This window comes from Mammaliicoccus sp. P-M59 (assembly GCF_022386135.1).
Taxonomy (GTDB): domain Bacteria; phylum Bacillota; class Bacilli; order Staphylococcales; family Staphylococcaceae; genus Mammaliicoccus; species Mammaliicoccus sciuri_A.
Window position 1 is genome coordinate 1,018,028 of the sequence record NZ_JAJNJJ010000001.1, and the last position, 20,442, is coordinate 1,038,469.

Below are 20,442 nucleotides of genomic sequence, written 5' to 3' on the forward strand. Positions count from 1 at the left end.
ACTTTCTGCACATATTTTTGCCTCTCCCCTTATCTATATATTAAGTTCAAGTTATTCAAGACGTCTTAAGAATAATATATTTAATTCATAATATTCTGTCAATTATTTTTTATACAGTTTTTTACATTTAAAACCCTCGCTATTTGTTTGTTGATAGCGAGGGTTTTGTGGTATATTTAATTTATTCGGATACCTTACATAATGTTATTTAATGATGGCCGTCATTGTATAATTTTTATGGTTAAGGTATTTTTTTCTGCGTTTTTATTCATTGTTTTGTCTCCTATTTTAATTTCAATACTTGTCCGATTTGTATGACATCTGATGTTAATCCGTTCAATTTCTTTAATGTTGCTACGTTAACGCTTGTTTTTTGACTGATACTCCATAGTGTATCTCCTGCTACGACTGTATATGTTGTTGGCTTCGTATTGAGGGCACCGCCGTTAATGGCTTCTGCTAGTGATTTTGTATATGCATTTAAATTATTTTTAATGTAATTCATATCTTTTGTTGAGGTAATAAATCCTAATTCTACTAATCGGTAATTGATATATTCTGCTTTAGCAACGTTACAATGTAATAGGTCACTTCTTTCTGTAATGCCTCTAACAGTACCTACATGTTTTTTCACTGCTGCTTGTAATGCTGTATCAATACTGTCTGCTGCTAATCCACTTGGAATAATAACATGACCTCCTGTAGCTGATGCGGCTGCTGAATCTAAATGAAATTCTACTACAATTTCATAACCTTGTGATTTCACCCAATATAATCCGTAATCTGTTTTATTTCCGACTTGTTCACCGTATGCTGTGTCTTGATACATATCTTGGTCTTTACCATATATTCCAACTGTATGACCTGCTTGTTTTAAATAATTTGCTACTCTGTCTACGATATTCGCTCTAATAAAATCTCTTTCATTTGTTCCATTTCCTACTGCGCCCGGATCATTATATCCATGTCCTGCTACAATCATAATTTTTCTACTCATTTTAACGGCTCCTTTATTGTTAGATTGATCTAATTTTTGATTAAGTTTGGATATATCATAATTTTCAATTGGCATACCACTGCACACTCTTGTTACTTCTTTAGAAATGTCTTCACCTTTTCGACGTAATTGGATATGCAAATGTTCACTCATCGGATTATTGTCATAATTACTGTTGCCTTGTAAACCAATGATGTCACCTTGAATGACTTTATCACCTTTAGAAAATTGCAATGTATCTCTTTGCATATGTCCGTAAATCCAATCATTGCCATTATTATCTCTAATTTCAATTGTGCCTCCGAAATTACCAAATGGTTCACTTAATATAACTGTTCCACTAGTAACAGCTGGAATTTGATTCGTTTCATTACTATAGACATCAAATGCTCTATGATAACCACTACAATAGGCATCATAATTTATACCATCTTCTGTGTAATTTCTGTATCCATAGTTCTTCGGATATTGATCGTACGTTCTTGGGTCAGATGAAATTTCCCATCCTTTTTTAGTTAAATATGTTATAGCTGTTAACATTCAATCATCCTTTCTTTTTTTTATTTTTTACCAGATTCTTTTAAGAACTTTTCTTGTTCACGTGATTGATTTGTAAAAATGAATGTGTTTTTCCAAATACCATAAAGCACAAATACAATAGGTATCCCTGTGTTTAATACGTTCATCCACGCATTTAACTTTTGAGGATTCAACCATTCTACCGAAATACCAGATGCATTCAATGCTAAATATAGTGCACCTAAGAACCCACCTATCATTGCGATAAATTGTTTAACTTTGTCTGGATCAATTGGGATTCTGTTATCTTCTTCGGAATAATTCAAATTTACTTTATCTGTTTTGAAGTTCATTTTAACCATGTGTATCACCTCCTTGGTTACACTATAATATAACTTTTGGTTGACGTCAATAACTTTTAGTTATATTTTTCTGCAAAATTATTGATAAAATATAACTATAGGTTATAATAAGAGTATCAATCATATAAGGAGCGGGAAACTTATGGTGTCTCAAAATAAACTCTCTGAACAAATAAGTTTATTAAGAACAAAAAATGGATGGACGCAACAAAAATTAGCAGATGCGTTACAAGTTTCAAAACAATCCATTTCATATTGGGAAACAGGAAGAAAAGCACCAAAGATGAAGAAAATAGAAGAAATGGCAAAGTTATTTGACGTGAGTGTCAGTTACATTTTAGACGGGGAAGCTAAACAAACTTATAACTCTACTGCAGAAACGATTGCCGCACATTTAGATGGAGAATTAACAGAAGAAGAATTGAAGAAAGTATTAGAATATGTTGATTTTCTAAAGCATCAAAACAAATGATTTATTAAACGGATAATATGGTGGGGATAATTTGAATAGATATGAAAAAACACTTATCAATAATGAACACATCGTGATTAAAGAAACAAGTAACCTTCCGAATCAACTGAAAGGTTTATATGTAGATGGATTAATTTTATTGAAAGATGATTTATCTAACAAAGAAAAGTTAGAAGTGCTAGGAGAAGAGTTAGCCCATCATGATATATCTTATGGAGATATTCTCGATACAAGTGAATTATTGAAATGGAAATTTGAGCATAAAGCAAGAAGATTAGGATTTGAAAAAATTATACCTTTAAAAAGTATTGTGCAAGCATATCAATCAGGTGTCCATAATAAATTTGAACTGAGTAATTATTTAGACGTATCTGAAGGTTATATAGATGAAGCTTTAGAACATTACAAACAAAAATATGGATTAAGCACATGGTATGATCATTATTTAATAAAGTTCAACCCCCTTCAAGTTTATGAATATAGAGAAATCAATTAAAGGCTGAGACGTCATAGTCTCAGCCTTTAATCATGTTATGACCATACGTTATATTTACCATTCTGCAATGCTTCCATCTTTATGTCTCCAAATTGGGTTATGCCAATCATGCCCGACTTCCGCCATTTTTCTGACATGTGCTTCATCAATTTCTACACCAAGGCCAGGCTTTTTAGGAATATCTACATATCCATCTTTAAATTCAAATACTTTTTTGTTTGTAATATAGTCTAAAATATCACTGTCTTTATTGTAATGAATGCCTAAGCTTTGTTCTTGAATAAAAGCATTGTGACAAGTTGCATCTACTTGTAGACATGATGCTAAAGCGATAGGTCCAAGTGGACAATGAGGTGCAGCACCTACATCATAAGCTTCTGCCATAGAAATAATTTTTTTACATTCTGTTATACCACCAGCATGTGATAAATCAGGTTGAATGATATCGACAAATCCACTTTCTAAAATAGGTTTGAAATCCCATCTAGAAAATAATCTTTCCCCAAGCGCTATAGGGATAGTTGTCGTTTGACTAATTTCTCTAACCGCTTCTATATTTTCACTTAAAACTGGTTCTTCTATAAACATTGGATTGTATGGCTCTAATTCTTTCGCTAATACTTTAGCCATTGGTTTATGAACACGCCCGTGAAAATCAATTCCAATACCTAATCGATTGCCAACCGCTTCTCTAATGCCAGCTACACGTTGAACAACACTTTCTATCTTGTCATAACTATCTATATACTGTAATTCTTCTGTTGCATTCATTTTGATTGCTTCAAAACCATTTTCAAAAGCTTTTTTAGCAGCGTTCGCAGTATCTTGAGGTCTGTCACCACCAATCCATGAATATACTTTCATAGATTCTCTACATGCACCTCCTAATAATTCATGAACAGGCGCGTTATAATATTTACCTTTAATATCCCACAATGCTTGGTCTATACCTGAAATGGCACTCATTAAAATTGGACCACCTCTATAAAAGCTACTTCTATACATCATATTCCAGTGATCTTCAATATTTAAAGGATTCTTGCCCATCAACTGTTGCATAAATTCATCAACCGCTGCACCAACAGTCTGAGCCTTACCTTCAATGACAGGTTCACCCCATCCGACGATACCTTCGTCCGTCGTAATTTTTAGAAACAACCAACGCGGTGGTACTTGAAACAACTCATAGTCTACAATCTTCATGTTAGCACTCCTCTTTAATGTACTTTGTTATAAAATGCTTGTGCTTTTTGTTCTAGTTCTTCAAAATATGCTTTATTCGTTTCTACTTTCGTATTAACTAATGCACTACCTAAACCAACTCCAACAGCTCCCGCTTCAATAAAGTCAGTAACATTGTCTATACTCACACCACCTGTTGGTAAAAGTGGTATATGCGGTAATGGACCTTGTAAATCTTTAATATATTCAGGACCTAAACTTGTTGTTGGAAAGACTTTAATAATATCTCCACCGTATTCATAAGCTTCTAAAATTTCTGTTGGTGTTAAAGCACCTGGTATACTTACGGCACCATACTTTTTACTCATGCGAATCGTATTTTTATCTACCGTTGGCGACAATATAAACGTTGCACCACTTAAAATAGCTAACCTTGCCGATTCTGCATCTAAGACTGTACCTGCTCCGACTACAACTTTACCCTTCATTTCATTAGAGATCAGTTCAATAGATTCTAACGCTTTAGGTGAATTCATCGTAACCTCAATCGCACGAATCCCTGCTTTATATAATGATTCTACGATTGGTAAAATATCATTTGGATTTGCATTTCGTAAAATTGCGATTAATTTAGTTTCTTTGATTGTTTGTAATGTATCTATTTTAGACGCCTCCTTATCTAATTACATCATCCACATGACTTGTATGTTTCATTTGTTCAATTTCTTCTTTAGTTGGTAATCCTTCAACATCACCTTTTACTGTTGTCACGAGTGCACCAGCATTACAAGCCTGTTCAGTCGCTTCATGAATGGACAATCCTTCGATAATACCTGCGATTAATCCTGCCGCAAAGCCATCTCCAGCACCAACAGGATCAACCACTTCAATTTCTTTTGATGCTTTTGCATAACCTGAAATGTCGTTATGTACATAGTAAGCACCTTTACTTCCTAATTTAACAACTACTGTTGACGCACCTAAATTTATAATCTCTTGAGCAATTTCTTCTTCAGATTGTGTATTGAATAAAAATGCCCCTTCACTCGTTCCTGGCAACACAATATCACTTAAAGCTATTAATTGTTTTAATGTCTCTTTCGCTTCATCTTCAGACCATAATTTGAGTCTTAAGTTTGGATCGAAAACAATTTGTAATCCTAATGATTTTGCTGTCGAAATGAGTTTAAATATTGTTTGTTTACAAGATGCACTTAAAGCAGGCGTAATACCTGTGACATATAAATATTTAAATTGAGCGACATAACTTTCATCTATATTTGCTTCAGACATTAGACTAGCTGCTGAACCTTTTCTATAATAATGGACGCGTGTTTGATCTTGTCGAAATTTCTCTTTAAGAAAAATGCCAGTTGGCGCCTCAGATATTAATTTTACAGAATCTACATTAATACCTTCACCACGAACAAAATTTAAAATCTTCTGTCCTAATTCATCATTTCCTAATTGACTGATCCAGCCAGTTTTAACACCAAGCTTTTCTAACCCAATAAGCGTATTTGTTTCAGCCCCGGCTATATGCGTTGAAAAGTCTTGAGCATAACGCATTGGTCCTACTTCTTTAGGTGCAAACACAACCATCGTTTCTCCAATAGACAATACATCCATCTTCATGCCCTCCTTATAACTTAATAGCCATCTGCGTTGTATAAACGTGCAGATAAACCACCATCAATGACTAAGTGTTCACCTGTCATCATTACAGAATCATCAGATGCTAAATATTGCGCTAATTTACCAATATCTTCTGGTTCATTAATTCTTGATGTCGCGTGTAAATCTAAAACGCCTTGTCTCACTTCATCTTCGTTTTCCATTGAATTAAACCAATTTTTTAAATGTGATGTGTTCGTAAATCCAGGACATATCGCATTAACACGAATATTGTATTTACCTAAACTTAATGCCATACCTCTTGTCATCGCATTAACGCCACCTTTAGCTGCAGCATACATATCAGTATCTGGTAAAGTCGCGATTGAGTGGTTTGAAGAAATGTTGATAATTGAACCGCCACCTTGTTTCTTCATTTCAGGGATGACATGTTTAGAACATAAAAATGTGCCTCTCAAATCAATATTGATAATAGAATCCCAATCTTCAACTGTTGCTTCTTCAATTGATTTAAACACTGTGATACCTGCATTATTAACGAGTGTGTTGATTTTCCCATAATGATTCACTGTTTCGTTAACCATATTAATAATACTTTCTTCTTTAGATACATCTGTTTCAACAAAGTATGCGTCGCCACCGTTATCGATTATTTCTGTTACTGTTTCTTTACCAAACTCAGGATCAATTGTAGCAACGACAATCTTTGCACCTTTACTGCCAAGTTGTTTTGCAATACCTTTACCGATTCCTTTTCCTGCGCCAGTTACAATAATGACTTGTTCATTTAATTCACTCATTTATAATTCCTCCTTATATTCATTTATTTGGTTTTGGTAATGAGAATATTTCTTCTACAATTAAAGATGCTGCGCCAATCGTGTATAAATCGTCCCCTAAAGCAGAAGTTACGATTGGTGTCTCTTTCGCATCTTCACCCATTACTTTTAACCGAATGATTGCTTTAATTTCTGGTAGTAAGAGATGACTAATTTTTGTTAAACTACCACCTAATACAATAAATTTTGGTCCAAATAAATTGATTAATATTGCAAAGCCTAAACCAAGATTCCTACCAACTTCTTTAGCAATTTGGACACATAATTCATCGCCTTGATTCACTGCCTCATAAAAATCTTCAATACTTAAATCATCAATTTCAGACTGTACATTTAATATTTGACTTTTACGACCAATTTTTAATTGACGCTTAATCATTTTTAAAATTGCTGTTTCTGAAGTCAATGTTTCTAAACAGCCATAATTACCGCAAGAACATAATGGACCATCTGGATCTATCGTGACATGTCCAATTTGACCTGTAATATGATGATTACCTCTTAAAATCGATCCATTATTGATAATACTTGCACCAACACCATAGTCTACGATAACCGATATAAAGTTTGTTTCTTCTTTGCCTTGACCAAACCACATTTCTGCAAGTGCTGCACTATTACAATCATTATCAATTAAGACCATCAAGTCTGTTTCAGATTCTAATATCGATTTAATTTCGATATTTCTCCATCCTAAGTTTGGCGCAAAGATATTTGTACCATTTTGAGTATCCACCAATCCGTGCATGCCTACTCCAATACCTAGCACTTCAATTTGTTGCGCTGAATATTCTTCTGCAATTAAACGAATTTCTTGTCCCAAATAAACAATCATGTCATTTGGATCTTTTTGTAAGTCCATTTCTATTTGTTTCTCAAATAGGATTTCCGCTCTTAAATTGCTGACAATAATACTCGTTCTATATGCACCAATTTCTAAACCAATCATCACTTTTTTCTCTTTATTAATATCAAGTGGTATCGGTTGTCTGCCTCTAACTTTTCTTTCCATTGCCTTCTCTTCTATCCATTGTTCATCAATTAATATTGAAACAATTTCTGAAACTGAAGGTCTTGATAAGTCAATTCTATTCGCAATTTCTACTCTAGAGATTGGTCCATACTTTTGAATCGTCCTTAATACAAGTTGCTTATTATAATCTTTCATTAAATTAATATTGATCCGAGATGATTGCTTCACGACACCCCTCCTTAACTTTAAGTAAATTAAAATAACTAAATAGAATATATTTATTCATATATTACTTGATTTTCTATTTGAAAAGGCTTACATTAATAATTAAATCAGATTCAAAGTGTAATTACAACTTTTTTAGTTATCTTAAATAATTAAATACCATCAACGAGCTTCAACCTTTTATTTTAACTAAAGTTTCTGATGGCGTTATTCAAATTACATGGGGGTAATAAAATGGAAGCAAGCAATTATAGAACGAAGTTAATTTTCTTCCTAGGTGCTTTAGGTGGATTGCTTTACGGATATGACACAGGTGTTATATCTGGCGCGTTGCTTTTTATAAAAAATGATATACCACTCACAAGTTTCACTGAAGGTTTAGTCGTGAGTTCAATGTTAGTCGGTGCAATATTTGGCTCAGGATTCAGTGGACCACTATCGGATAAACTCGGTCGAAGAAAGCTCGTATTTGTTATTGCGATTGTCTTTATCGTCGGTGCATTAATTCTATCATTAGCACAATCAATGATTATCCTAGTTATAGGTAGATTTATAATCGGGTTAGCAGTCGACGGCTCTACTGCGATCGTGCCAGTCTATTTATCAGAAATGGCACCTACTGACACGAGAGGTTCTTTAAGTTCATTAAACCAACTGATGATCACAATAGGTATTCTTGCTTCATATTTAGTCAACTATGCGTTCGCAGATATGGAAGCTTGGAGATGGATGGTTGGATTAGCAGTTGTACCTTCTGTCATCTTAATGATCGGTGTTTACTTTATGCCAGAAAGCCCTAGATGGTTACTTGAACATAAAAGTGAAAAAGCCGCTAGAAAAGTTATGGCAATTACAAGAAAACAATCAGAAATTGATAAAGAAATTGATGAAATGAAAGAAATCATTCATATATCAGAAAGTACATGGACAGTCTTAAAATCCGTTTGGCTAAGACCCGTACTTGTTATAGGCTGTATATTTGCACTACTCCAACAAATCATCGGCATTAATGCCATCATTTACTATGCACCAACAATCTTTAGTAAAGCAGGTTTAGGAGATGCAACAGCTATTCTTGGAACAGTCGGCATCGGATCAGTCAATGTAATTGTAACGATATTTGCAATATATATAATGGATAAAATTGACCGTAAAAAACTACTCATTACAGGTAATATCGGTATGGTTTGTTCATTACTTATTATGGCAACACTCGTATGGACAATCGGGTTACATTCAACAGTCGGCGCATGGATTATTGTCGCATGTTTAACATTGTTCATTGTCTTCTTCGCATTCACTTGGGGACCAATCTTATGGATCATGTTACCAGAACTATTCCCAATGAGAGCAAGAGGCGCAGCAACAGGCATCGCGACATTATCATTATCAATAGGTAGTTTATTAGTCGCACAATTCTTCCCACTACTCACATCAGTAATGGGAATCGAACAAGTATTTCTAATCTTTGCAGTCATCGGTATACTTGCAATGATATTTGTCATTAAATACTTACCAGAAACAAGAGGCAGAAGCCTTGAAGAAATCGAAGTAGACTTAAGAAATAGAACATCATCCGTTACATTATCTAAAATAGATTAAGAAATAGGAATACCCCGTAGAAATTCTACGGGGCTTTCTTTATCTGGTAGTATTATAAATCCAAAATTCACTTCTTTTCTATTATCTTAAACAAGACATAAAACAATAAGAGAACTGAAATACCTAATATAATAAAAAAGATTGATATTATAAAATTAAAATCATAAACTAAATCTCCAGCAACAATTAACACTGTTCCTAAAAATAAACAAGTAGCAAATATGTATGAAATTTTAGCTATATTTCTTGGCTTTACTTTATCATGTTCTATAGAAGCAATAATATTTATATTTTTAGATATTGCAACGTATATAGAAATGGTTAAAGAAATTACTAATATACATATATCTATTATGATATTAAACACTGTCTACCTCCATTTACTTGTTAGTTTTATTCTTTTTATAATCTTTGATTAAGTAAAATAAATGTGAAGCACCTAAGCAACAAAAAATGACTATAACTATATTAACAATTATACATATCATATTTGAATTAGGTAAATACGAAAACAATAACATAAGTGGTATAAAGCATATAATTTCTAGTATTGTTATATTTTTAAAAATTTCTTTTAAATTATTCAACGTTGACCACCTCATTATGATAACCTTGTAAGACTTCATTTTATATTTCCTTAATTTGAAAAAATAATACCATAAATAGGTATATATTTTCTATATTAAAAATATCTCCCATCGATTTTGTTAAGTGCTGACGCCTGAGGGAATAGTATGCGTGAGAGACTACAGGCTCGAACCATACCCTAGGCAAGCATGCACGAACAAAATCGAAGATTAATTTATAAACACATTATCTAAAATAGATTAGGAAACGGAAAAACCCTGTATAAGTTCTTAAGACTAAGAACTTATACAGGGTTATTTTATCTATAAATATTGTCTTACGCAGTTTAATTGGTATTATCCAATTGAACCTTCCATTTCTATTAGAAAGTCTGTTAAATAATTATTTCTGTTATTATAAAACCTTTTATATCAACGTTTTTAAAACTATATATATTTGAGAATTACCCGTTTTCAGACAAAATGGTATCAAAAATGGTATCACTATCTAAAAAAAAGAGGAAACCGTCGCAACAGTTAACCTCAAAACGGGTTATACCGAAATGATATAACCATAATACAACGTGGCACTTGCTTAACCACGCCAGTACGATTGTACTGTATTTCCTCGTTAATATTATAACATAATTTAGGTATAAAAAAGACCCCATCACGCAAAGTGACAGGGTAAGTAATGGATGTTTTAATATGAAAATTAAGCACAAAATAAGTGCTTGTATATAGTAATACTACACTATTTATATTAAAGCAAATAAAAACCCCCTACATCATGGCATTGTGTAGAGGGTAAGTGTTTAGGGTTACACACTTTCATATAATCACTATATCATTATTTTTCCTTATAAGCAATAACACCTCACTAATGTGAGGTGCAAAAAGGTATTACCAAATATGAGTTTAAAACTAAAACGGAGATAATAGGTTTAAACTAATTTAATTATATCACTATGGATAATCTAGTCAAAATAATAGCCTACTCAATTATATGAATAGGCTCGCCGTATAGCTGTGCTTAATATGTCTGTTTAAATGGTAACATATATATTGGTTTAAGTAAAAATAACCCTACCTAGTTTCCGCTAGATAGGGCCTTTTGACGTCTATGAAATTTGAGAGAGTAACCAAGTAATTACTCTATGATTTTAGTATATCATAACTTTTTATTTAAATGTACCCCAAGCACTACCAACTCGTTGTCCTTTACCATTTGACTTACCAATTGGCATATAAACAGTTGCACCACTGTATACTTCCCAACTAATCCAGATATAACCTTCATAGTCTTGTATTTCATCGTAATTAACTGATTGATTATATTCTAATCCACCAGCAATAGGATTATGAATACTTGGTCCTTTGTATCTTGTAACTATTCCATCTTTAGCTTTACAAGTGAACGTACCTTTTTCTTTTTTCCACAAGATACCGTATTTATTTTTCTTCCAACCATTACCTACATTTTTAGATACAACTGTATTTGTTTTAGCTTGATTTGGTTTAACTGTTGATGGTTTTGTAGCTTTCACAACTACATCAGTTGATGGACTACCTGCTGGTAATGACGGATCATTATAATATTTTGTAATTTCTTTGATAAAGTAGTCTTTTAACTGATTAACAATATTAGATGGCGCAGCACCTTTTGTAACTGGATTCCAACCTGTATGAATTGTCATACTGCGATGTGGACAAGCAGTTGGTACAAATTCACAATGTAACCTCACGGTAGAACGATTAACAGGTAAACCATAATAAAGTAAATCTGCAGCTGCTTTTTTAAATGCTGCTTGCTCGTTTGCTAAGAAATTCTTATCGCTAGCGCTCAATGATTCGTTTACTTCATAACCAATATAACCATTGTTACCGTCTTGATTAGCAGTATGCCAAGCAACACTGTACGTATCAATCGCTCGCCAAACTGTATTTCTATCAATGTAGTAATGTGCAATACCAGCTTCATAGCGAGCAATAGATGTACTTTGTAAGTTGTTATAATCTTGTTTAGCAGTAGCGCTACCTGCTGTATTATGAATGACAACACCTTTTAAATTTCCTGAACGATTAGCCATTTTATAGTTAATAGTTTTATTAATCGTTTCGATTTTCGTTGCTTTCTTAACTGCACCTTTTTCTGCATCTTCATATGGAGGTCTGATAACACCTAAGAAATCTGTATATTCATGGTCTTCTACAAATGCTGCAGGACTACCAGTATTTAAATTAGCATTAAACCAATTTTGGTCTATACTGTTAAAATATTTAGCGTTAGCCTCAGTAACAATACCTGTGTGTCCATGTTTTCCGTCGAATACAAAGATATCACCTGGTTGTGGTATTTGATTTTTACCTTTAATCACTTGGAAACCTTTTGGCCATTTATAGTTGATGAAGTCTTTTGCATCGCCTTTAGGATGAACTTTCCAATATTTTTTAGTAAACTCGATTATAAAAGTTGCACATTGTGCGCCATATGGTTGACCATCTGTAAGCCTATTACCTATATTGCTAACTGCCCATTTAACACCGTCACGTTTTTTCATTATTTATAACACTCCTTTTATTGTATTAAAAAAATCCGACTAATTAGCCGACTTATTTTGGTTCGTTATACTGTTGTGCTTGTTCACTGTCTTTAATCCCTCTAGTTGTAGGGTCTTGAACCACACCTAGTAATACCAACACACCTAACACGCTGTTCACGATATTCGTTATTTGGTCAGTGTATACTGTGATATCGTAATCAAATGCACCTGACACTTGCTGAGCAAACAAAAGGATAGCCGATATAATGGCTACCCAAAATGATTTTTGTTTAATACGAACTTTCCAGTTTATCTTCATTTGTTATCCTCCTTAGAAAAATACTTGTGCAAACGCTAAAGCCCCAACAATAACAGTTCCTAATGTACCGATTATTGCGACCCATAACTGTATGTTGCCTTGTTTGCGTTCTGATACTGAATGTTCAATATCATCTACACGTTTAGTAGTCGTTTCAACATTAAACTCTACATTTTTAATACGATCATTATATCCATCCATTTTTTCATCAATTGATTCTAAAATCCGGTTTGTTTTCTTGCTCGTTTCAGTTAATGTTTGTGTGCTAATTGATAGGGTGTTTATAGTAAGTTTTAAATCATTGTGCAATTCCATATGTTTGCTATCAACATCTTTAATACGACCAGTTAGCTTGCTGATGTCAGCTATATGGTCAGTTTTTAATACATATCTATTTTCGTCTGGCATAAATCTCAGCACCTCCGAAAAACGCAATCACACCACATATTGCAGATAACGTGGCAAACTGCATAGGTGTTAGCCAATTAATCGCATTGAACAAACCTGCGCTTGTCATCATTAAATACATGAACGAACATGTCACGCCTCCTAAAAATAACGCCCAATGGAAAAGGCGATTACGTTTAGGTATCAACCAACTTGAATAAATTAAAAATAAACTTGATATAGCCATCAATATTCCCCATATCCAAATAGGCATAAATTGATGTAAGGCTTTATAAAATTCTGAATCGTTTAATACTGTTTCTTGTTGAATAGCAAAGAACAAACCACGCCATAAGCTGAATACACCTAAACCGAAAAGTAGCGTGCTTGAAATCATTTCTGGCAAGGACATCTTATTCATACAACACCCACTCTCTGTAATTTATTTATATAAAAAGACACTGAAATTAATCAGTGCCTTGTGGGAAATCTTCCCCTGTGATTTCTTTGTATTGTTCTTTAGTTATACAACCGTAATCGTAATAAATTTTAATATCTTCATTTGTATAACAATTGATATCATAAAAATATTTTATACTTTCAAATGGTGGAAACATTAGGCATTACCTCCGTATTCGTTTTCTAGTTCTGTAACTTTCATCACTGTTTCTGCTAAAGTCTTTTCGGTAATCTTCAATTTATCTTCAAGTTCTTTTGTCTTTTTATTACCAATCATGACTTGCATTTGTAACTGAGATACCATCATTTCTAACACTTTAGGTTCGATAGGTGGTTTTGACTGATTACTTTCCCAATCTTCTTTACTAGTACCTATCCATTCATTACCGTCATAGTAGAACGGTTGATAAATTCCTTCTGGTGGTGCTACTTCTGTATATTCATCGTTTGGATAAACGTATTCACCCTCGTCGTTTAAATATGCTAAGTAAGGTGTACCGTCAAAAAGATATACTTGTTTAAACATATAATTTCCTCCTAATCTGTCCAAGAATACTCTCCGTAAATGTAGCGTGTTTCGGTCCATGCGGACACATCGCCATTGACAAAGAAATAAACTTCGCCACTAGGTTTACCGGTAATATATCCTCCTGCGTAATTTGATTTTATTGGTGTCCTTATTGGAAAAGAGTGTACATTTTTGAATAAATTTTGTGGCAATTGAGCGATTAATTGATTGTTAACTAAATTTGCCCCATTTAATCGTATGGTTTTTCTTGTAACTGAACCGTTAGTTGTGATTCTATATGCACAATCAAAACCATTGTCTATTTCGTTTTTAAATTGAACATTAGAATTACCACCATTGATTAAATTAAAAGGAATCCAACCTGTATCTGTTTGAGTTTTAGTTAATTCTTTCCATCCCAAATCTGTACCTTTATGAACATTCTTTATGAATACTTGTCCTGTATAACTTAGAACAGCAATTACCTGTTTTGTGTTATCAATGCCCTGTAATATATCGACATTATACATTGCTGAACCATTGTTATTAAATGGGTTCTTCCTCATGTAAGAAATTTGATATTGACCAGGTGGTAAAGTTAAAGGATCAATATCTGTATAGAATGTTGGTTTCCCATCATCTTGTGTTAGCTTGTACTTTTGCCACGTTAAACTACTTAATTTATCATTTAACCCTTCTGGTTTAACAAATTCGTTATCAAGAATAGCTTGATTAAATTCGTTCAACTTATCATCAACATGTTCGATAGCAGTATTTGTTACATTCTCAACATTGTTTGTACTTTGTTCGGTAATATTATTTATTGATGAAATCGCATCATTTTTAGATGTATTGACATCATTTATAGCAGTTGACTTTATTGTGTAAACATCTTGATTGTATTGATTAACAACTTCATCAATATAATTTTTTCCGTCAGTTACAGTTTGATTGATTTGTGTAATCGCTTGGTCTTTAACTAATCTCATTTCAGTTACATAATCAGCGCCGTTCGCAATGGCTTGTTCTATATCTTCCACACGTTGTAATATTCTAGCTTTTAACTGATCAAACATTCTTATATATTCAATCTTCGTAAATGATGATATTTTGTTAATCAGTGCGTCTGCTACTTCAAAAGTAAATTCTCTAAATACTGCAACTTCATTATTTTTAGGGTCATTATCAGCGTTATTTACACCAACATATACTTGACCTTTTACTTTTGTATCGGTACTGGCTTGTAAGAACTCTTTATCAAGTGTAATACCGACAATACCATTTAAGCCATCTAATACTTCTAAATCGATTACATCCGATACACTACCATTTGCAGACTCAAAATAAGCGTAAGCATCAATATTGTTTTCACTTATTTGCAAAGTGCCTTTTGCGTTATACAACTGAAATTCAATCTTTGCAGTATTTTCATCTAAATTATAAAAACCAACCCCCAAATCAGAGATTGGTTTCAAATATGGTTCTGCTTTTAATCTAAATAAGGCTTTTTTATCTATACCATTTGCCATGTCATCACTCCTTATTTTACTAATACGACTGCTACGCCATATCCTTTTTCGCTATCGTATGGTGTTGTGATTTCTAATACTCTATAATGACCGTTCACATTATCACGTACGCCTACGCCATTATCAGATTTGATATAGTCATTAGGTTTTAACTCGCCTTTAAATCTCGTGAATACTTGACCAACTAAACCTACAACATTCCACTCTGGTCGTTCTGAACGTGGGATATAGTCATCTTCGTATTCAACGTAATCTGGATTAAGGATAGGAATTTCAACTTCTTCTGAATACCAATTACCTTCATCATCTTGCCATTCTTTCGTTTGCCATTCTGTGAATGTTACACCAAATTCATCTTTTAAGAACTTGTCTTTATGGTGGAACATTTGGTCACCTAAAATGACACCTGCTGTACCTGAGATAACGCCGATTGGAATATCACCTATTTGTGCTTTTCTAACCTTACGCCCATCTAATGTGACGATTGTACCGTTAGGTATTGCTTGTCCCGATTGACTTTCAAAATACTCTGCATAGTCACCAAAGTTTTGTCCAGATGATACTGTACCTTTCGTTTTAATATTTCCACTTGTTGAACTCATATCAATTGTTGTATTTGCATAATCAGCACCATTTAGACCATAACCTAATAAGAGATGATAGTTACCAGGCGATTTAACACCACGACTATTTACAATCGTTTGACAATATGCACCAGGTAATGTTTCAGATTCAAGCGAGTTAATAACTGCACTACGTGAACCATATGCTTGTGAATTTGCACCAACTCCAGCTATCCATGAACGGTCACTGTGTGCATATGAACCACCAGTGCTTGCTATTGCTGCCGAACGTCGAGCAATTGCACCACCACCAGTAGTACCTGCACTCAAGCCACCCTTAGCAACAGTAGGCATAGTTTTATACAACTTACCTGCTAAATCAGCTTGGTTTGCATACTTTTCTGCCATAACTCCGATAATTTCAGTGTTATTGTTATAACTAAATATAGCCGTACCAGTACCTTGACCTTGCATATTTCCACCAATGATTTTTGTATCATATACTCTAGAACCATTGGCTATACCTTTGTTACTAGATGAATCTATAATATTGAAATTGCTAATCGTTATTTTCTTAGGTCTATTAGCACCACCGTATATTTGAACATCAGCACTTGCATTTTTAAACCCTCTTATATTCAAACCATTAAATGTAACGTTTTCTGCTCTGTACTGAATAGCAATAACAGGTTGACCTGCTGTGAATGTACCGTCACCAATTGCAGTAAAATTATTAATTTGAACATTTCTAAATGCTGATATAACCATTGCACGAGGTGTTGAACCTGGATAAATTTCATTTTTATATGGTGTCACTGCTGTACAGTTGTTTAACATAACATCATACGCTGTTTTAGATTGTTTATCACTCGCTTTATGGTGTCCAATATGTCTAATGTTATATGATCTATTGTCATTAATGGAAATATGATTATTAACAAATACATGAGATGCTGAACTTGTTGGTTCATGTCCTTTGATTTCAAGTCCACCAAAGTTTTCTTCGGTGATATTGTTATCTAGATAAACATATTGAGAACCGTCGTCAATTTCAATACCGTTATTGTTACCTCCACCATTAAATGGGTGGTGTGCATATGAATTACTTATGAATAAGTATCTACTGTGATGTGTTGTAATACCGTCATCACCAAACCCTGTTGATTCACAGTTATCTATCCAAATGTATTCTGATTCTAAATGTCTAGGAACTCTAACACCGTCGCCAGCATATGAATACTCATCGCTTGCATACGTGACATCAATACCATGTAATAGTGCGTTAAATGATTTGATATTCTTGATAAAACCTTTTTTTACACCTGCAAATCTTACGTTAGATGAAAGAGAACCACCTGCTGGTTTTAAAGCACCACCCTGTCTATTTCTATTACCGTCTACTGAAAAACCTTCAATACCGATATTTTCTGCTACACCATTCATATCTAAGTTTGTAATAACAATGTTTTCTGCTGGTGCGTTATCTGATAGTTTAATAATTGTTTGTTCTTTACCTTCACCACTTAAAATTGTGTTACTAGGTAATTTCAAACCACTTACAATATAAGTTCCTTCTGTCATGTGAATGTGACGTCCACCATTACCAAACGCTTTTTTAAATGCCTCTGTACTATCTTCTTGACCAGTTGGGTCAGCACCGAAATCATTAACATTAATGATACGTTCAATCTTTTTATTGAGTGTATTGTAATTACTTTCCATTGTCTGATTAATCTTATTAAAGTCATAATACAAACGTTCCGACAATACGTTGAACGGTGTACTATCAATTGCTACATGGCTATCTGTTAACTCTTGTATACCATCACCATTATGTCCTAATACTAATCGTTCTATTCGACTACGTTGATAGTCTAAATGATCTGATACGTTAGTTAGTTTATAGTCAATGTTCTTAGCATCATGTGCATGTTTATCACTTTTATGATTATTGAATATGTCCCTATATTGATTAAATTTATAATCAATATATCTAAAGTTTTCAATAACCATTTTTCTAAACTTTTGACCTATTTCAATAGGTAAATTAAATTTCAAATTAATCACTCCTTTTTATTCTATCCAAGTATGTTGTCCGTACACCCAATAACTGCTTGATGATAATGTTTTGTCGTTTGTGCCACCAAGTATCGTCATCTTTCCGTTAGGCATTATTTCTATACGATAACTACTCATACTACCACTACCAAACGCTGGGAATAATTGAGCGTTTTTTATAAAACCAGAAGGTAATCGAGCTACTTGTTCCCCTAATTTAAAACCTCTCAAGTTATAAGCTATTGTCTTATACCTTACAACTGGTGTAACACCTTCTATACCTATTCTTACTTCTTTTAATGCACATTTTAGACCGTTGTTACTGGTATACATCACATCTGCATCTACACCACTTGCTACACTATTAGCATATGAAACCCAATCTGTTGTGCCCATATAACCTTCTAAAGCGTTTTCTAAGTTCACTTGCTTTTCACTATTAGTTTGAATGTTTGCTTCGGCTGTATCTAGTCTCGTATTAATATTTTGAATATCGGTATTACTGCTAGATGAATTATTACTAATATCTGATTCCGCTTTATCAAGTCTATCTTTTATATCTTGCATTCCTGTTATTGCGTCCACATGACTTCCAGCGAAATACGGTTCACCGTATTCATCTAATGGATATTTAAAGTCTGTTGGTTCATTCATTGATTAACACACTCCCAAATGAATCGGATGCTATTTTAGGCATAACAAAAGTCGAGCCACCTAGTGTACCCGACTTGATTTGTTTGTCTACGTTTTTTATACGCTTATTAATTGTTTGTTGTATTTTGATAATGTCTGTTTTCTTATTACTGAAATCTACTTCAACTGGTAAGTTTAATAATGGGTGTGATTCTGTTATCTTGATGACTTTCAACATCGTGTCAAAACCTAATCCAGTATGTTTAAAATAAACTAGATCACGTTCATTGATTTGTTCGGTATCTAAATAGTTAGTAGATAACTCGACAACTGGCTCGTCATTTAATTCTTGAATTAGTTTTTTGCGTAATTCTGCTTTATCAAGAATATTATCATCATAGATTGTTGCAGCTTGTTTAGGGTTGTTCTTATCATAGTAAGGTGAGTAATAAGTATCGCTCACATGATATAAGTCCTCGCCCTTCAACACTGCTGTTAAGTTTAACGTTGTAGACTTTTCAGTACCAACATACATTGTTGGCGCTGTTTTGTACTCTTTCACGTTAGGGTCTGCACCACGATGTACTGCTTTGAATGTATGCCAACCCTTACTTAAATTACGAGCAATCACAATTTGTTCAGAACGTGCTGTATGGCTATAACAACTATAGCGACCAATCAATTCATTATCTAAGTAAACATCTAATAGACCTCCACGAGATAACTTTTTAAGTGACCATGTAAGTGTTTCGTTGCCCCATTTACACTCAAAACGTTTCTCATAACTTGCACCAACTACTTGTGTACGCCAAGTACCCTCTTTGAAGAACGTGCCATTGTAAGTTAAGCTAGGTGGTTTAAACGGACTGTAATTCTTTGTTTCTGAAGTTGACTTCTTCTTGCCATAACCTTTTATGACCGTTTTCTGTTCTTGTGTATTAACCGATACTGACGCCTCATCTACGTTATAACCACCAATCAACTCAACATCAGATGTTCTTCCGTAACTTTCTTCGTCATATATATAGATTGTTTTGTTATCAGCATAGAAGATATAACCAAATAATTCAGCACCTTCGACTAGAAATTCTATACCGTTTTTATCGCCAACTTCATCAATTGCTATACGTTGGTCAAACTTACCGACAATCTTATATGAATAACCTAGCTTATTGCTTTTGAAACCGAAGTCTAAATATTGTTCTAGCGTCCATGTTGGCGTTGGTAATTCTTCATCACTGTCATTATTCATTTCTTCTGATTCCAAGTCTTTGTCGATATAGTGATTCTGAAATTCATACATAATATGATGCGCTACAACATCGTTAGTCAATGTAACGTTATCACTTTTTGGATCAGTCGTTTTAATCACATATTGTTGACCACGCCATAATAAAATAGCCTCGTTTTGTATCAAATCATAGATATCTGGTGCGTAACTTGTCTTGAACGCAGTAAACGATATAGACCGGCTTGCATTTTGTTCACGTTCATATTTGAACGATGATAAATCGTAATCAATTAACAATTCCGAAAATGTGTTAGCACTATTGGTAATAATTAAATTGTCCATTT

The 20,442-nt window shown here is 33.6% G+C and carries 22 protein-coding genes; 3 read left to right on the forward strand and 19 right to left on the reverse strand.

Features of this window, described 5'->3' with window-relative positions; translation table 11 throughout:
• Nucleotides 1–283 precede the first annotated feature (283 nt).
• Together LQ617_RS04905 and LQ617_RS04910 are read right to left on the reverse strand one after the other, a co-directional pair.
• Nucleotides 284–1,537, reverse strand: a complete 1,254-nt coding sequence (locus LQ617_RS04905) for an N-acetylmuramoyl-L-alanine amidase (protein WP_239739718.1) — start codon at nt 1,535–1,537, stop codon at nt 284–286.
• A gap of 20 nt (nt 1,538–1,557) precedes the next feature.
• Nucleotides 1,558–1,878: a phage holin gene (locus tag LQ617_RS04910; protein ID WP_078099932.1), complete on the reverse strand. Its 321-nt coding sequence runs from the start codon at nt 1,876–1,878 to the stop codon at nt 1,558–1,560.
• Nucleotides 1,879–2,020: 142 nt separating this feature from the next.
• Between LQ617_RS04910 and LQ617_RS04915 the strand changes: the two genes are divergently transcribed.
• Nucleotides 2,021–2,350 (forward strand): helix-turn-helix transcriptional regulator, encoded by a 330-nt coding sequence (locus tag LQ617_RS04915; RefSeq protein WP_025904388.1) that lies wholly within the window; start codon nt 2,021–2,023, stop codon nt 2,348–2,350.
• A 31-nt stretch (nt 2,351–2,381) separates the two neighbouring features.
• Nucleotides 2,382–2,846, forward strand: coding sequence for a toxin (locus tag LQ617_RS04920; RefSeq protein ID WP_204258312.1), 465 nt, complete (start codon nt 2,382–2,384; stop codon nt 2,844–2,846).
• Nucleotides 2,847–2,900: 54 nt separating this feature from the next.
• Here LQ617_RS04920 and dgoD read toward each other — a convergent pair whose 3' ends face one another.
• Genes dgoD through LQ617_RS04945 form a run of 5 tightly spaced genes read right to left on the reverse strand, consistent with a single transcriptional unit; the run spans nt 2,901 to nt 7,703 of the window.
• Nucleotides 2,901–4,049 carry a galactonate dehydratase gene (dgoD, locus tag LQ617_RS04925; protein WP_204258311.1) on the reverse strand — a complete coding sequence of 383 codons (1,149 nt, stop codon included), beginning with the start codon at nt 4,047–4,049 and terminating at the stop codon, nt 2,901–2,903.
• 14 nt (nt 4,050–4,063) lie between these two features.
• Nucleotides 4,064–4,690 carry a bifunctional 4-hydroxy-2-oxoglutarate aldolase/2-dehydro-3-deoxy-phosphogluconate aldolase gene (locus LQ617_RS04930; RefSeq protein ID WP_204257725.1) on the reverse strand — a complete coding sequence of 209 codons (627 nt, stop codon included), beginning with the start codon at nt 4,688–4,690 and terminating at the stop codon, nt 4,064–4,066.
• Nucleotides 4,691–4,703: 13 nt separating this feature from the next.
• Entirely contained in the window at nt 4,704–5,657 is a 954-nt protein-coding gene (locus LQ617_RS04935; protein WP_239739719.1) for a sugar kinase, read from the reverse strand.
• Between the two features lie 20 nt (nt 5,658–5,677).
• Complete coding sequence (locus LQ617_RS04940) at nt 5,678–6,463, reverse strand: SDR family NAD(P)-dependent oxidoreductase (protein ID WP_239739720.1); 786 nt, start codon at nt 6,461–6,463, stop codon at nt 5,678–5,680.
• Nucleotides 6,464–6,482: 19 nt separating this feature from the next.
• Nucleotides 6,483–7,703: an ROK family transcriptional regulator gene (locus tag LQ617_RS04945; protein WP_239739721.1), complete on the reverse strand. Its 1,221-nt coding sequence runs from the start codon at nt 7,701–7,703 to the stop codon at nt 6,483–6,485.
• Nucleotides 7,704–7,934: 231 nt separating this feature from the next.
• Here LQ617_RS04945 and glcP point away from each other — a divergent pair, with 231 nt between their 5' ends.
• Complete coding sequence (gene glcP, locus LQ617_RS04950; RefSeq protein ID WP_239739722.1) at nt 7,935–9,302, forward strand: glucose transporter GlcP; 1,368 nt, start codon at nt 7,935–7,937, stop codon at nt 9,300–9,302.
• Nucleotides 9,303–9,369: 67 nt separating this feature from the next.
• On the opposite strand, the gene LQ617_RS04955 is transcribed toward glcP, so the two are convergent.
• The 12 genes from LQ617_RS04955 to LQ617_RS05010 all read right to left on the reverse strand — a co-directional run bounded on the left by LQ617_RS04955 (nt 9,370) and on the right by LQ617_RS05010 (nt 20,440).
• Entirely contained in the window at nt 9,370–9,669 is a 300-nt protein-coding gene (locus LQ617_RS04955; protein ID WP_107577633.1) for a hypothetical protein, read from the reverse strand.
• 13 nt (nt 9,670–9,682) lie between these two features.
• Nucleotides 9,683–9,928 (reverse strand): DUF6007 family protein, encoded by a 246-nt coding sequence (locus LQ617_RS04960; RefSeq protein WP_325879525.1) that lies wholly within the window; start codon nt 9,926–9,928, stop codon nt 9,683–9,685.
• A 1,121-nt stretch (nt 9,929–11,049) separates the two neighbouring features.
• On the reverse strand, nt 11,050–12,429 hold the full coding sequence (locus tag LQ617_RS04965; protein ID WP_239739723.1) for an SH3 domain-containing protein: 1,380 nt from the start codon (nt 12,427–12,429) through the stop codon (nt 11,050–11,052).
• Nucleotides 12,430–12,481: 52 nt separating this feature from the next.
• Nucleotides 12,482–12,730: a phage holin gene (locus LQ617_RS04970; protein ID WP_037587740.1), complete on the reverse strand. Its 249-nt coding sequence runs from the start codon at nt 12,728–12,730 to the stop codon at nt 12,482–12,484.
• A gap of 12 nt (nt 12,731–12,742) precedes the next feature.
• A complete protein-coding gene (locus tag LQ617_RS04975) occupies nt 12,743–13,138 on the reverse strand; it encodes a hypothetical protein (RefSeq protein ID WP_239739724.1) in 396 nt (131 codons plus the stop codon).
• A complete protein-coding gene (locus LQ617_RS04980; RefSeq protein WP_239739725.1) occupies nt 13,122–13,538 on the reverse strand; it encodes a G protein-coupled receptor family protein in 417 nt (138 codons plus the stop codon). The genes LQ617_RS04975 and LQ617_RS04980 overlap by 17 nt, the downstream gene beginning before the upstream one ends.
• Before the next feature lie 46 nt (nt 13,539–13,584).
• Nucleotides 13,585–13,734 (reverse strand): XkdX family protein, encoded by a 150-nt coding sequence (locus LQ617_RS04985; RefSeq protein ID WP_239739726.1) that lies wholly within the window; start codon nt 13,732–13,734, stop codon nt 13,585–13,587.
• Nucleotides 13,734–14,102, reverse strand: a complete 369-nt coding sequence (locus tag LQ617_RS04990; RefSeq protein WP_239739727.1) for a hypothetical protein — start codon at nt 14,100–14,102, stop codon at nt 13,734–13,736. Before LQ617_RS04990 ends, LQ617_RS04985 begins: the two co-directional genes overlap by 1 nt.
• An 11-nt stretch (nt 14,103–14,113) precedes the next feature.
• Nucleotides 14,114–15,613, reverse strand: a complete 1,500-nt coding sequence (locus LQ617_RS04995) for a phage baseplate upper protein (protein WP_239739728.1) — start codon at nt 15,611–15,613, stop codon at nt 14,114–14,116.
• Nucleotides 15,614–15,624: 11 nt separating this feature from the next.
• Nucleotides 15,625–18,189 carry a peptidase G2 autoproteolytic cleavage domain-containing protein gene (locus LQ617_RS05000; protein WP_481816968.1) on the reverse strand — a complete coding sequence of 855 codons (2,565 nt, stop codon included), beginning with the start codon at nt 18,187–18,189 and terminating at the stop codon, nt 15,625–15,627.
• Between the two features lie 60 nt (nt 18,190–18,249).
• Nucleotides 18,250–18,888 (reverse strand): hypothetical protein, encoded by a 639-nt coding sequence (locus LQ617_RS05005; RefSeq protein ID WP_239739730.1) that lies wholly within the window; start codon nt 18,886–18,888, stop codon nt 18,250–18,252.
• Entirely contained in the window at nt 18,881–20,440 is a 1,560-nt protein-coding gene (locus tag LQ617_RS05010) for a prophage endopeptidase tail family protein (protein WP_239739731.1), read from the reverse strand. The genes LQ617_RS05005 and LQ617_RS05010 overlap by 8 nt, the downstream gene beginning before the upstream one ends.
• Nucleotides 20,441–20,442: the final 2 nt, after the last annotated feature.